This window comes from Paraburkholderia sp. Tr-20389 (assembly GCF_017104565.1).
Lineage (GTDB): Bacteria > Pseudomonadota > Gammaproteobacteria > Burkholderiales > Burkholderiaceae > Paraburkholderia.
Map to the genome: position 1 here is coordinate 81,546 of NZ_JAAGPD010000006.1, position 12,332 is coordinate 93,877.

Consider the following 12,332-nt stretch of genomic DNA (forward strand, 5'->3'; position numbering starts at 1 on the left):
CCATCGCGTGATAGAAGGATCGTCCTAGTCACACGTGCGATACGGTGAGAGAGTCACGGTATGTGTCTTCAGAACGAGGAGGCCGGCGTGTCCGACCCAAACAAGAACGGCATGATCGAGTACCGCCCTTTCACCTCCGATGACATCGCGGCAGGGCATGCGCTTTCGAGCGCCGTCAGATGGCGGCATCGTCCCGATGACTGGCGCTTTGCGGCACGCATCGGGCAAGGCTTCGTCGCGCAGGACGACAGCGGCGTGATCGGTACCGCGCTCGCATGGCGCTTCGGGCGCGAAGCCGCGACGCTCGGCATGATGATCGTCGCGCCCGAGCGTCAGCGGCATGGCGTGGGCCGCAAGCTGCTCGAACTGCTGATCGACGAACTCGGCCCGCGCACGCTGCTGATCCACGCGAGCCCCGCCGGCGAATCGCTCTGCGGGAAGCTCGGCTTTCGAAGCATCGGCACGATCCATCAGCATCAGGGCGCGGCGTTTCAGCCGCCGCTCGTGTCGTTGCCGCCCGGCGAACGGCTGCGTCCGCTCGGCGTCAACGATGTGCCGCGCCTCGTCGAACTGGCGTCGCGCGCGAGCGGACTGGACCGCAGCGATCTGCTACCGGCACTGCTCGATATCGCGAGCGGCATCGCACTCGACCGCGACGGCGAACTGATCGGCTTTGCCCTCTTCAGGCGCTTCGGCGATGGACACGTGATCGGCCCCGTCATCGCGCCGGATTCGCCCGATGCAAGCCGCGCGAAAGCGCTCATCAGTCACTGGCTCGCGCTGAACGCGGGCATGTTCGTGCGGATCGATACGCCCGCCGAGTTCGGTCTTTCGTCGTGGCTCGAAGGGCTCGGGCTGCCGCATGTGGACAGCATCGAGAAGATGATGCGCAATGGACCGCTGCCCGCCGATCCGCAGTTGAAGCAGTTTGCGATTACGAGTCAGGCGGTGTGGTAACGGCGGGCACAAACGCAACAATGCCCGCGACGCCCGAAAGCGGCGCGGGCATGGCGGGCTGCAGACTTACTTCAGTTCGACGCGCTTGATCTCGCCGACGATCACCAGGTAGCTGATGATCGCGACCACCGCGTTGCATGCAACGAACACGAGCGCGCCGCTGAACGAGCCCGTCGCCTTCACGATATAGCCGATGATGATCGGCGTCGTGATGGCCGCGATGTTGCCGAACGTGTTGAACATGCCGCCGCTCAGACCCGCGATCTGCTTCGGCGACGTATCCGCGACCACCGCCCAGCCGAGTGCGCCCAGGCCCTTGCCGAAGAACGCGAACGCCATGATCGCGACGACGACGGCCGACGAATCCACGTAGTTGCACGCGATCATGCTGGTCGAAAGCAGCATGCCGACGACGATGGGCACCTTGCGCGCAACGGTCAGCGAACATCCCTTGCGGATCAGGAAGTCGGAGAAGATGCCGCCGAGCACGCCGCCCACGAACCCGCACACGGCCGGCAATGCGGCCACGAAGCCCGCATTGAGAATGGACATGCCGCGTTCCTTGACGAGATACACGGGGAACCACGTCAGGAAGAAATACGTGAGCGTCGTGATGCAGTACTGGCCGATATAGACGCCGAGCAGCATCCGGTTGCTCAGCAACTGCTTGACGTACGACAGTTTCGGCGCTTCGTTCGCGCTTTGCGTCGTGATTGCCTGCGCAGCGGCGTCATCTGCGACGGCGGCCTTTTTAGGCCCGTCCATGTCGATGAGCGCGCCGCCTTCCTTGATGTGGGCGAGTTCGGCGCTGCTGATACGCGGGTGATCCTTCGGGCTGTGCACCGTCTTCATCCAGACGAAGCTCACAACGATGCCCACGGCGCCCATGAAGTAGAACACGTACGGCCAGCCGAAACGGTGCGTGACCCAGCCCATGATCGGCGCGAACAGCACCGTCGCGAAGTACTGCGCCGAGTTGAAGATGGCCGATGCCGTGCCGCGCTCGGCGGCGGGAAACCACGAGGCGACGATGCGGCCGTTGGCGGGGAACGACGGCGCCTCGGCGAAGCCCACCATGAAGCGCAGCACGAACAGCGTCGTGACGGCAACCGAGACGCTCAGGAAACTGACGGTGCCCTGCAATATCGTGAACAGCGACCAGATGAAAATGCTGGCGGCGTAGACGCGTTTCGAGCCGAAGCGGTCGAGCAGCCAGCCGCCCGGCAACTGCCCGATCACATACGACCAGCCGAACGCGGAAAAGATGAAGCCCATCGCGACGGCATCCAGACCGAGGTCTTTGGACATCGAGGTGCCTGCCATCGACAGCGTCGCGCGATCCGCGTAGTTGATGGCCGTGACCAGGAACAGCATCGCGACGATCCCGTAACGGATGCGCGTTCTCCGCTCGGCGGTCACGCCTTGCACAACGTTGGCCATGAAATGTCTCCCCCTTAGAACCAGCGTCTTGCCGGCAAGATTGCGCAACCGGCGGTGCCGAGCGCACTCCGCCTCATAGGTTGTCTGATGACATCATCAAGCCCTGTACTAATATTTGCAATCCGGCGTTTACCCTAGAGAGCTACAACTGACGGAGCTTTGACGTCCTGTTTAGCATATTGACGGGATGTGATAACGCTTCTCATAGTTGTACGACGACGTATCTCGCTGCGCTTTTTGAAACGGCACAGCTTGTACATGCTCGTGTCTTAAAATCGCGCGATGGAAACCGCCCGCCCGACCATCCGCCTGTTATCCGCTTGCGATGCGCCTGCCTATGCGTCGCTGCGGCTGAGCGCGATCGACGAGGCGCCCGAGTCGTTCCTGTCGACGCGCGATGAGGAAGCAAAACGGTCGATCGATGAAATCGAGGCGCGCATCTGTTCGACGGCGAATCAGGTGGTGTTCGGCGCGTTTGCGGGTGATCAGCTGGTCGCCGTGGCGGGGCTGCGGCGTTATCCGTTGCGCCCTGTCCAGCAGAAGGGGTTTCTGTGGGGACTGTTCGTGGTGCAGGAACATCGGCGGAGCGGCATCGCGCGAAGTCTGATCGCGGCCGCCGTCGATCAGGCGCGCGCGATGGGCCTTGCGCAGATCGCGCTCAATACGGGCGTCGACAATGCCGGCGCGATCGCGCTCTACCGGTCGGCGGGCTTCGAGGCAGTGGAAGACGAGCCGTGCACCGACGAGATCGACGACGATGACGATCGCGAAGTCGAGATGGTGTTGCGGCTCGGTTGAGCGGCTTTGCGTGCCGTCAGTTGTCGATGAACGACTGCAGCATGCGGTTGAACGCGGCGGGATTCGCGACGTTCATGCCGTGCGACGCGCCCGTTATCGTGCCCCGCTCCGCGCGATAGATCCAGCCTTCCAGACTATCGACGTTGTTGCGGAACATGCGCGGGCTCTTCTGTCCGTCGATCAGCAGCGTCCGGCAGGTCACGTCGGCTGCCGTTTCGCGCGAATAGGCCGGCAACGGATCGAGAAACTGCTTGGGCAGCGTGCTCGCGTTGTCGATCGCCATCATGCGGAAGGCGTCCGTGCTCTTTCGCCATGCGCCGGGCGCGCTGACGGAATCGACGAACAGTTCCAGCCCGGGCTCGACGACACCCTCCTCGATCATGACCGCCACTTTGGCGCGCAGCGCGTTCATCGGCGAAGGCAACGACGCTTCGCGCATGCCGTCGAGTTGCAGGGGGCCGCCCGGATCGGCGAGCGTCAGGCTTTTGACGAGGCGCGGATATTCGCGCGCGAGCTGAAACGCAACGCATCCGCCGCGCGAATGCCCGACCAGATGCACGGGCGCGAGATCCATGGCGTCGATGAACTCCGCCAGTTCGGCGACGTGAACCTGCCAGCCGAAATCGTTCTGGATGCACGCTTCGGCGGCAGGCCAATAGTGGCTGAGACTCGGTGCGATACAGCGGAAGTGTGCGGAAAGCGGCGCGATCTGCGCGTCCCAGTAGCGGAAATCGCACAGCGAGCCGTGCACGAACACGACCGGCTCGCCGGCGCCTCGCTCGACATAAGGAATGCAAATGCCCGATGCGACAGTCGCGAAACTCAGCTGGGGATCGGCCAGCAACGAGTGATCGGTTCGCATGTTCATCGCAGTCACAGCCTCGCAGGTATCGTGGTGTGACTACTATGCAGGATTCTCTGGCGTAAGAAAAACGCGTAATTCGGATCGAACCGTTCAGGTTTTCTGATGGCATGTCGGAGGCGAGACGCGGTCACGCGCCGCCTCCCCTGGAGCGCAGGCTAACCTGCCAACTGCAGCGCCTGAGAGAAATCGGCGATCAGATCGTCGATATCTTCGATGCCCGCCGACAGCCGCAACATGCCGTCAGAAATGCCCATCGCCTTGCGGGTTTCCGGACCGGCCTCGAAAAAGATCGTCGGCGCGACGGGAATGATGAGTGTGCGCGTGTCGGCGAGACCCGTCGCCTTGATAGGCAGCTTGAGCGCGTTGACGACTTCCACCATGCGCTCTGCGTCGCGCAACTCGAACGACAAGAGCCAGGACGCCCCCTTGAACAGCGCCTGCGCAATGTCGTATTGCGGATGGCTCTTCAGACCGGGATAGAAAACCTTGCCGACCGCTTTGTGTCCTTCCAGGAAATGCGCGAGGGCGAGCGCGTTGTCGCTGCTTTGCTTCACGCGCAACGCGAGCGTCTCCGCACCCAGCGCAATCGAGTGTGCCTGCTCGGAAGACAACGACGCCCCCATGTCGCGCAGGCCCTTCTTGCGGATCTGCAACAGACCCTGCTCCTTCGCTGCCGAACGCCGATAGTCGTCCGCGATGTTCGGATACGCGCTCCAGTCGAACAGGCCCGTGTCGGTGACCGCTCCGCCAAGCGCAGCGCCGTGACCCGCAATCGTCTTCGTCAGCGAATTGATGACGAGCGTCGCGCCGACAGCCTTCGGTTTGAACAATGCGGGAGACGTGATCGTGTTGTCGACGACATAGACGACGCCGCGCTCGCGGCACACGTCACCGATACCCTGCAAGTCCGGAATTTGCGTGCCCGGATTTGCGATGGTTTCGACGAACACCATGCGCGTATTCGGCCGGATCGCGTTCTTCACGTTTTCGACATCGCAGGCATCGACGGTCGTGACTTCCACGCCGAGCGTTCGCAATGTGCCCAGGAGGCTATTGGTGTTGCCGAATACGTAACGGCTCGATATGAGGTGATCGCCGGCACGCAGGAGCGTAAGGAACGTCGCCGTGATAGCGGCCATGCCCGTGCTGAAGCAGATCGTGCCGATACCGTCTTCGAGGCCCGTGATCTTGCGTTCGAGCGCGGCGGTCGTGGGGGTGCCCTGCCGCGCGTAATTGAAGCCGCCCTTCCTGGTGCCCTGGAATACGCCGATCAGATCCTCGACGCGTTCGAAGCCGTATTGCACGGACGTGTGAATGGGCTGATGCACGCCGCCGTGCTCGCTGCCCGTGACTCTGTCGCCATGAACGATGGCTGTGGTGAGTCCTTGCTTGTCCATCCCCTTCTCCGCTTTCCAAGTCGATTATTGCGGCACATTATCGCTGCAAACCGATGACGCCAGGATATTCCGTGCCGGATCGATGCACTGCCGACCGGCCCGATCGTGCGCGGCAAGACCTGGATTTCATTCGTCCTGAGCCGGATCGTACGGCAGCACCTGCTCGCGCTCGTCGGGATGATTGCGCGCCACGATCGCGCGCGCCGCCGTCGTCGTACTGAGATTGAAAGGCTGATGCGGCACGCCGGGTGGAATGAACAGAAAGTCGCCGGCTTCCGTGACGACCGACTCACGCAATCCCGGCCCGTACCGCGTTTCGACGCACCCTTCCAGCACATAGATGCCCGTTTCGTAGCCGGCATGGATATGAGGCTCGGCATGTCCGCCCGGTGGAACGACGACGAGATGCATCGACAGCGCCTGCGCGCCCGCCGTCGTGCCCGAAATGCCGACGAAGTACGGCAGGCGCTGCGTCGTGGCGATCTCCCGGTCGGGATGCACGACCACGACTTGCGCGCGCTCGCGTTGTGAATCGTCTTCCATATGCGACCCTCCCGTTCGGTGGACGGCTGAATGCAGAACGATTCTACGCCGCGCTCGTGCGCCGAATCGATAGAAAGGCTTGCTCCTGAAGCATCCACTGAAACAGGCGACGGACATCACGGAATACGGCTCGGCGGTGTATAAGGGTCGAATACATCGCCGACATCAGCGGAGCCATTGAACATGAACAAACGCCAGTTCCTGAGCAGCGCCGCTGTACTCGGCGCCAGCGTCACGCCCGCATTCGGCGCCAAGAATGCAAAACCCGCTGCATGCGCGGCGGCTCCCGCGATCCTCACCGTATCGGGTGCGGTCAAGCACACGAACCGCGGGCCGCTCGATCCCGCCTTCGATCCTCTGATGGCGAAGCAGCTCGTCAAATTCACGTCGGCCTGCACGTTCGACTATCAGTCGATCGCGAGCCTGCCCACGGTGACGATCAGACCGACCATCGAATACGACGCGAAGCAACATACGCTGAGCGGCCCACTGCTCGCGAACGTGCTTGAGAAGGCCGGCGTGCCCAGCGCCGGCGACACCAAAGTTTCGTTACGCGCGGTCGACGGCTACACAGTGCTCACGACACTCGACAACATCCGCGCGTGGCATTTCATCGTCGCGACGCAGATGGACGGCAAGCCGATGCCGCTAGGCGGGCTCGGTCCGTTATGGGCGATCTACGATGCCGATAACATTCCCGAACTCGCTGCCAAGCCGCTCAAGGACCGCTTCGTGTTGTGTCCGTGGGGGCTTTATCAGATTCAGGTGAGCGAGGCGTAGAAGCAGCCGCCAGCGCCACCGCGAGTTTCGCGCCGACTTCGGCGTTGTGCTTGATCAGCGCGATGTTGGTGGCGAGGCTGCGTCCACCCGTCAACGCCTTGATGCGCGCCAGCAGAAACGGCGTCACTGCCTTGCCGCTGATGCCTTGCGCCACCGCGTCGTCGAGCGCCTGCCCGGTCAGGCTGTCGATCTCATCGGAGGGCATCGCGGCTGCGGCTGGCACGGGCGTGCTCAACAGCACACCACCGGCCAGGCCGAGATCCCATTTGGCACGGATGAAGCGCGCCTGCTCCGCCGGATCGTCGAGCCGATAGTCCGCGCGAAAGCCGCTGTCGCGCGTATAGAACGCAGCGAAATTGTCCTGCTCGCAACTGAGCACGGGCACGCCTTGCGTCTCCAGGTATTCCAGCGTCAGCCCAATGTCGAGAATCGATTTCGCGCCCGCGCACACCACCGCCACCGACGTCTTCGCCAGCTCCTGCAGATCGGCGGAAATATCGAAGGTCTCCGGCGCGCCACGATGCACGCCGCCGATTCCGCCCGTCACGAACACCTCGATCCCCGCCAGCGCCGCGCAAATCATCGTGCCCGCGACCGTCGTTGCGCCGAGTCCGCCGCCCGTCAGCACGGCGGGCAGATCGCGGCGGCTGACCTTGTGCACGTCGGGCGAGCGGCCGATCAGTTCGAGTTCGTCGTCCGAGAGTCCGATGCGGATTTGCCCGCCGATCACGGCGATCGTCGCGGGCTCCGCACCCAGCTCGCGGATCACCGCCTCCACTTCGCGCGCGGTACGCACGTTCTCCGGATACGGCATGCCGTGCGCGATGATCGTCGACTCCAGTGCCACGATGGGTCGGCCGGCCGCCTGAGCGGCGGCCACGGAGTCGCTGAAGGTCAGCCAGGCGCGTGCGAGGTTTGCATCCATGTCGGTATCCGTCCGCGAGTGATTCGCCGAAGTATGCAGGATCGATGCCGCCCGTTCGATAGATTCGCCCCCTGAATCGCCACGTGACGCGTTGGCGCCTATCATCATGATTCCACCGCACGCAACGCGTTCGCGGCGGAAAAGCACAGGCGTTCACGCGTAGAACGTATCGGACGATCGATCTCGGCCGGGAGGTGCCATGCAGCCGTCAAGCGCAATCAATCTGCTCCAGTCGAAGGAAGGCTCGCGCCTGCATGGTCCGGACCTCGCGCACTGGCGCCGCTGGGGGCCGTATCTGAGCGACCGGCAATGGGGCACCGTGCGCGAGGATTACAGCGAATACGGCACCGCGTGGGACTACTTTCCGCACGATCATGCGCGCAGCCGGATGTATCGCTGGGGCGAGGACGGCATCGCCGGATTCGGCAACGATCCGCTCGACTGGTGCGTGTCGCTCGCGCTCTGGAACGGACGCGATCCCATCATCAAGGAACGGCTCTTCGGTTTGACGAACGCGCAGGGCAATCATGGCGAGGACGTGAAGGAGCTTTACTTCTATATCGACGGCACGCCGACGCATTCGTACATGAAGATGCTTTACAAGTATCCGCACGAGGCGTATCCGTACCAGGATCTGATCGACGAAAACGCAAGGCGCGGCCCGGAGCAGCCCGAATACGAAGTGCTCGATACGGGCGTATTCGACGACAACCGCTACTTCGACGTGTGGATCGAATACGCGAAGCACACGCCCGACGACGTCGTGATGCGCGTCACGGTAGAGAACCGCTCCACGCGGCGCGCGACGCTGCATGTATTGCCGCAGTTCTGGGCGCGCAATCGCTGGGCATGGTCGGGCAAGCCCGGCAAACCTTCTTTGACGCTCGAACACGATGCCGCCGAAGGTGCGCGTGTCGTCGCGCGCAACCCGTCGCTCGACACGATGATCGTGACGGCGTCGGCGCAACAGCCGATCGAATGGCTCTTCTGCGAAAACGAAACCAACCCGCGACGCATTTGGGGCATCGAAGGCGAAGGACCGTTCAAGGATGGCTTCAACGACTACCTCGTGAATGGCGACGAGCGCGCGATCCGGCGCGACAAGGGCACACGGGCCGCAGCGCATGCAGTGCTCGATCTCGGCGCGCATGAACAGGCAGTGCTGTATCTGCGCTGGCGCCCCGAATGCTCTGTCGATGCCGCGCCGCTCGATATGCCTGCCCTCTTCGCACGACGTCAGGCGGAGGCCGACGAATTCTATGCCGCGCTTCAGCACGATATCGCCGATCCCGACGCGCGTCTCGTGCAGCGCCAGGCGCTCGCCGGCATGCTGTGGAGCAAGCAGTATTACCAGTTCGACGTGACGCGCTGGCACGACGGCGATCCGGGCCAGCCCGTGCCGCCCAAAGACCGCAGGCGCGGCCGCAACGCGGACTGGCGGCACATGTGCAACGGCGATATCGTGTCGATGCCCGACAAGTGGGAGTACCCGTGGTATGCGTCGTGGGATCTCGCGTTCCATGCCGTCGCCTTCGCGATGATCGATCCCGACTTCGCGAAGAAGCAGTTGCAGCTGCTCGTGAAGGAACGCTACATGCATCCTAACGGGCAACTACCCGCGTACGAGTGGGCGTTCGGCGACGCGAACCCGCCCGTGCATGCGTGGGCGACGTGGCGCGTGTATGAACTCGATCGCGAAGTGACGGGCGTCGGCGACCACGAGTTTCTCGAAGTGATGTTTCATAAGCTGCTGCTCAATTTTTCGTGGTGGGTCAACCGCAAGGACGCCGACGACCGCAACATCTTCCAGGGCGGTTTCCTCGGGCTCGACAACATCGGCATCTTCGATCGCTCGTCTCCGCTGCCGACAGGTGGCCGCATCGATCAGGCAGACGGCACCGCATGGATGGCGTCATACGCGCTCGACCTGATGCAGATCGGACTCGAACTCGCGATGACGAATGCCGCTTACGTCGAAATCGCAGTGAAGTTCTTCGAGCACTTTCTGTATATCGCCGAAGCCGTCAGTTGCGGCGGCGAGGCCTGCAATACGGGGCTATGGGATGGACGCGACGAATTCTTCTATGACGTGCTGCATCTCCCCGATGGAACGCGTGTGCCGATGCGGATACGTTCGATCGTCGGATTGATCCCGCTGTTTGCCGTACACGTGCTCGACGAACAGGTTCACGGTCATCTGCCCGGATTGCGCGAACGGCTCGTGTGGTTTCTCGATCACCGGCCCAATCTCGCGCGGCTCGTGTCGCGCTGGACGGAACCCGGCAAAGGCAACACCACGCTGCTCTCGCTCTTGCGCGGACACCGGATGAAATCGCTGCTCAAACGCGCGCTCGCTGAAAGCGAGTTTCTTTCGGACTATGGCGTGCGCGCACTGTCGCGCGTGCATCTCGACGAACCGTATCTGTTCGATCACGAAGGCGTGAGCGTCTGCATCCAGTATCAACCGGCCGAATCGGAATCGCGCGTGTTCGGCGGCAATTCGAACTGGCGCGGACCGGTGTGGATACCCGTCAACTATCTGCTGATCGAATCGCTTTACGAATTTCATCGCTACTACGGCGACGAATTCCGCATCGAACATCCGACGGGATCGGGCCACTGCGCCTCACTGAGCGAAGTCGCCGACGATCTCGCGCGGCGCGTCACGACGCTGTTTCTGAAAGACGAGCACGGCGTGCGGCCCGTGATGGCAGCCTATCCGATGCTGCAAGCCGACCCGCGCTCACAGGATCTGATTCTCTTCCACGAGTACTTTCACGGCGACAACGGGCGCGGCGTCGGCGCGTCGCATCAAACGGGCTGGACGGGACTGGTCGCGTTGCTGCTGCAACCGCGCCTGATGAAACTGTCCCACATGACGCCCGATGCAATGCCCCATGCAGCGCACATGGCGGAAGAAACAGTGGCTGCGGCAATGGCGCGTTAGCGTTTCTCTTCAGCGGTTCGATTCTTCGACACTGTCAATCAAGGAGCAATGGATGGCGACAGAATCTCCTCCCGGCGAACTCGGTGCGAAAGCTCCGGGCTTCAACTTGCCCGCTACCGACGGGCGCACTTATACACTCGACGACGTGCGTGGCCCTAAGGGTCTCGTCGTCGTCTTCATGTGCAATCACTGTCCGTATGTGCAGGCCGCATTGCCACGCATCGTGCGCGAAGCGCAGGATCTCGCGAAGCTCGGCATCGGCATGGTAGGTATCAGTTCGAACGACGGCATCACGTATCCGGAAGATTCGTTCGAGCGCATGATCGCGCTCGCCGCCGAACTGCACTTGCCGTTCCCGTATCTGTATGACGAGTCGCAGCAGGTCGCGCGCGCTTACGACGCCGTGTGTACGCCGGAGTTCTATGGTTTCGACGCAGACCTGTCGTTGCGATACCGCGGCAGGCTGGACGCATCGCGCAAAGACGCGATACCCGACGCGCGCCGCGATCTCTTCGAGGCGATGCAGCAGATCGCGCAGACCGGGACGGGACCCGATACGCAACATCCGGCGCTCGGCTGCTCGATCAAGTGGAAGATGGAGTGACGATCGGCCTCTTGCATAAGTTGCGCTTCGCAACTATAGTGGTTGCGAAGCGCAACTACAGGAGCAGCAGTGGACATCGTCGATACACCCATCCAGTCGCGTGACGCGACCATCCTCGAACTGCGCGAGTTCTCGCGCAAGCTCGTGCGCGAATTGGGTTTCATGCGCTCCACCTTGGCGGAGAGCGATCTCGCGCCCTCGGCGGTGCACGCCATTCTTGAAATCGGCGCGACGCCCGGCATGCAAGCTCGCGACCTCGCGCAACTTCTACGGCTCGACAAGTCGAATGCGAGCCGGCAGATCACGAAGCTCGAAATGGCTGGGCTCGTCGAGCGCATTGCATCGAGCGATGACGCGCGGTCTTCGGCGCTTCATCTGACCAGAGCGGGTCAGCAGCTTCGCAAGAAGATCGACAAGTTCGCGACCGATCAGGTGTCGAGCGCGCTGCGCAAGCTCGCCCCTTCCGATCAGCAGTCGCTGGTGCGCGCGCTGTCGCTGTACGCGAGCGCGCTCGCGCAGGACAACGACGCGAAGGAAACGCAGAGCGCGGCGCCTGCCGTGCAGATCGTCGAAGGTTATCGGCCTGGCTGTATCGGCGACGTCGCGAGCCTTCATGCGCGCTACTACTCGCAACATTCGGGCTTCGGCGTGTACTTCGAGAAGCTGGTCGCAACGGGGCTCGCCGAGTTCGCGGAGACACTGCCCGATCCCGACAGGCAATTGTGGCTGGTCTATGACAACGGAAGAACGTTGGCGTCGCTGGCTATCGACGGAAACGCGCAGACACGTGTCGCGCATCTGCGCTGGTTCATCGTCGACGATACGCTGCGCGGCACGGGCATCGGCCGACAGTTGATGATGCGCGCGATGGCCTTTGTCGACGAACGTTTCGACGAAACGTACCTATGGACGTTCAAAGGTCTGGACGCCGCGCGTCATCTGTATGAGGCGTTCGATTTCGTGCTGGCCGAGGAAGCCGAAGGCAAGCAATGGGGGAAAGCGGTCGTCGAACAGCGCTTCGTTCGACGTCGAGCGGCGTCGAAACGGACGCGTCCTTAAGTTCGTCAAATAAGCTC

Annotated in this window: 11 protein-coding genes; 6 read left to right on the forward strand and 5 right to left on the reverse strand. The window is 62.7% G+C overall.

Annotated elements, in window-relative coordinates; translation table 11 throughout:
- The first annotated feature begins 60 nt into the window (after nucleotides 1–60).
- Nucleotides 61–957 (forward strand): GNAT family N-acetyltransferase, encoded by an 897-nt coding sequence (locus G3N95_RS09365; protein ID WP_205969713.1) that lies wholly within the window; start codon nucleotides 61–63, stop codon nucleotides 955–957.
- A gap of 66 nt (nucleotides 958–1,023) precedes the next feature.
- Here G3N95_RS09365 and G3N95_RS09370 read toward each other — a convergent pair whose 3' ends face one another.
- A complete protein-coding gene (locus G3N95_RS09370) occupies nucleotides 1,024–2,397 on the reverse strand; it encodes an MFS transporter (RefSeq protein WP_205969714.1) in 1,374 nt (457 codons plus the stop codon).
- Between the two features lie 282 nt (nucleotides 2,398–2,679).
- Between G3N95_RS09370 and G3N95_RS09375 the strand changes: the two genes are divergently transcribed.
- Nucleotides 2,680–3,195, forward strand: coding sequence for a GNAT family N-acetyltransferase (locus tag G3N95_RS09375; RefSeq protein WP_205969715.1), 516 nt, complete (start codon nucleotides 2,680–2,682; stop codon nucleotides 3,193–3,195).
- 16 nt (nucleotides 3,196–3,211) lie between these two features.
- Here G3N95_RS09375 and G3N95_RS09380 read toward each other — a convergent pair whose 3' ends face one another.
- The 3 genes from G3N95_RS09380 to G3N95_RS09390 form a co-directional block, all read right to left on the reverse strand.
- A complete protein-coding gene (locus tag G3N95_RS09380) occupies nucleotides 3,212–4,063 on the reverse strand; it encodes an alpha/beta hydrolase (RefSeq protein WP_205969716.1) in 852 nt (283 codons plus the stop codon).
- Nucleotides 4,064–4,215: 152 nt separating this feature from the next.
- On the reverse strand, nucleotides 4,216–5,457 hold the full coding sequence (locus G3N95_RS09385; RefSeq protein WP_205969717.1) for a cystathionine gamma-synthase family protein: 1,242 nt from the start codon (nucleotides 5,455–5,457) through the stop codon (nucleotides 4,216–4,218).
- Between the two features lie 126 nt (nucleotides 5,458–5,583).
- A complete protein-coding gene (locus G3N95_RS09390) occupies nucleotides 5,584–6,000 on the reverse strand; it encodes a cupin domain-containing protein (protein WP_205969718.1) in 417 nt (138 codons plus the stop codon).
- 183 nt (nucleotides 6,001–6,183) lie between these two features.
- On the opposite strand from G3N95_RS09390, the gene G3N95_RS09395 reads away from it, so the two are divergent.
- Nucleotides 6,184–6,780: a molybdopterin-dependent oxidoreductase gene (locus tag G3N95_RS09395; protein WP_205969719.1), complete on the forward strand. Its 597-nt coding sequence runs from the start codon at nucleotides 6,184–6,186 to the stop codon at nucleotides 6,778–6,780.
- Here the strand turns inward: G3N95_RS09395 and G3N95_RS09400 are convergent.
- Nucleotides 6,719–7,705 carry a pseudouridine-5'-phosphate glycosidase gene (locus G3N95_RS09400; RefSeq protein WP_205969720.1) on the reverse strand — a complete coding sequence of 329 codons (987 nt, stop codon included), beginning with the start codon at nucleotides 7,703–7,705 and terminating at the stop codon, nucleotides 6,719–6,721. The genes G3N95_RS09395 and G3N95_RS09400 overlap by 62 nt on opposite strands.
- Nucleotides 7,706–7,904: 199 nt before the next feature.
- On the opposite strand from G3N95_RS09400, the gene G3N95_RS09405 reads away from it, so the two are divergent.
- The 3 genes from G3N95_RS09405 to G3N95_RS09415 all read left to right on the forward strand — a co-directional run bounded on the left by G3N95_RS09405 (nucleotide 7,905) and on the right by G3N95_RS09415 (nucleotide 12,315).
- A complete protein-coding gene (locus G3N95_RS09405) occupies nucleotides 7,905–10,652 on the forward strand; it encodes a glucosidase (RefSeq protein ID WP_205969721.1) in 2,748 nt (915 codons plus the stop codon).
- Between the two features lie 52 nt (nucleotides 10,653–10,704).
- Nucleotides 10,705–11,256 carry a thioredoxin family protein gene (locus tag G3N95_RS09410; RefSeq protein WP_205969722.1) on the forward strand — a complete coding sequence of 184 codons (552 nt, stop codon included), beginning with the start codon at nucleotides 10,705–10,707 and terminating at the stop codon, nucleotides 11,254–11,256.
- 69 nt (nucleotides 11,257–11,325) lie between these two features.
- Complete coding sequence (locus G3N95_RS09415) at nucleotides 11,326–12,315, forward strand: helix-turn-helix domain-containing GNAT family N-acetyltransferase (protein WP_205969723.1); 990 nt, start codon at nucleotides 11,326–11,328, stop codon at nucleotides 12,313–12,315.
- Nucleotides 12,316–12,332: the final 17 nt, after the last annotated feature.

Excerpts from the sequence above, each read along its gene's own strand:
- G3N95_RS09365 (WP_205969713.1), top strand. The coding sequence starts at position 61 with ATGTGTCTTCAGAACGAGGAGGCCGGCGTGTCCGACCCAAACAAGAAC.
- G3N95_RS09370 (WP_205969714.1), bottom strand. The coding sequence starts at position 2,397 with ATGGCCAACGTTGTGCAAGGCGTGACCGCCGAGCGGAGAACGCGCATC.
- G3N95_RS09375 (WP_205969715.1), top strand. The coding sequence starts at position 2,680 with ATGGAAACCGCCCGCCCGACCATCCGCCTGTTATCCGCTTGCGATGCG.
- G3N95_RS09380 (WP_205969716.1), bottom strand. The coding sequence starts at position 4,063 with ATGAACATGCGAACCGATCACTCGTTGCTGGCCGATCCCCAGCTGAGT.
- G3N95_RS09385 (WP_205969717.1), bottom strand. The coding sequence starts at position 5,457 with ATGGACAAGCAAGGACTCACCACAGCCATCGTTCATGGCGACAGAGTC.
- G3N95_RS09390 (WP_205969718.1), bottom strand. The coding sequence starts at position 6,000 with ATGGAAGACGATTCACAACGCGAGCGCGCGCAAGTCGTGGTCGTGCAT.
- G3N95_RS09395 (WP_205969719.1), top strand. The coding sequence starts at position 6,184 with ATGAACAAACGCCAGTTCCTGAGCAGCGCCGCTGTACTCGGCGCCAGC.
- G3N95_RS09400 (WP_205969720.1), bottom strand. The coding sequence starts at position 7,705 with ATGGATGCAAACCTCGCACGCGCCTGGCTGACCTTCAGCGACTCCGTG.
- G3N95_RS09405 (WP_205969721.1), top strand. The coding sequence starts at position 7,905 with ATGCAGCCGTCAAGCGCAATCAATCTGCTCCAGTCGAAGGAAGGCTCG.
- G3N95_RS09410 (WP_205969722.1), top strand. The coding sequence starts at position 10,705 with ATGGCGACAGAATCTCCTCCCGGCGAACTCGGTGCGAAAGCTCCGGGC.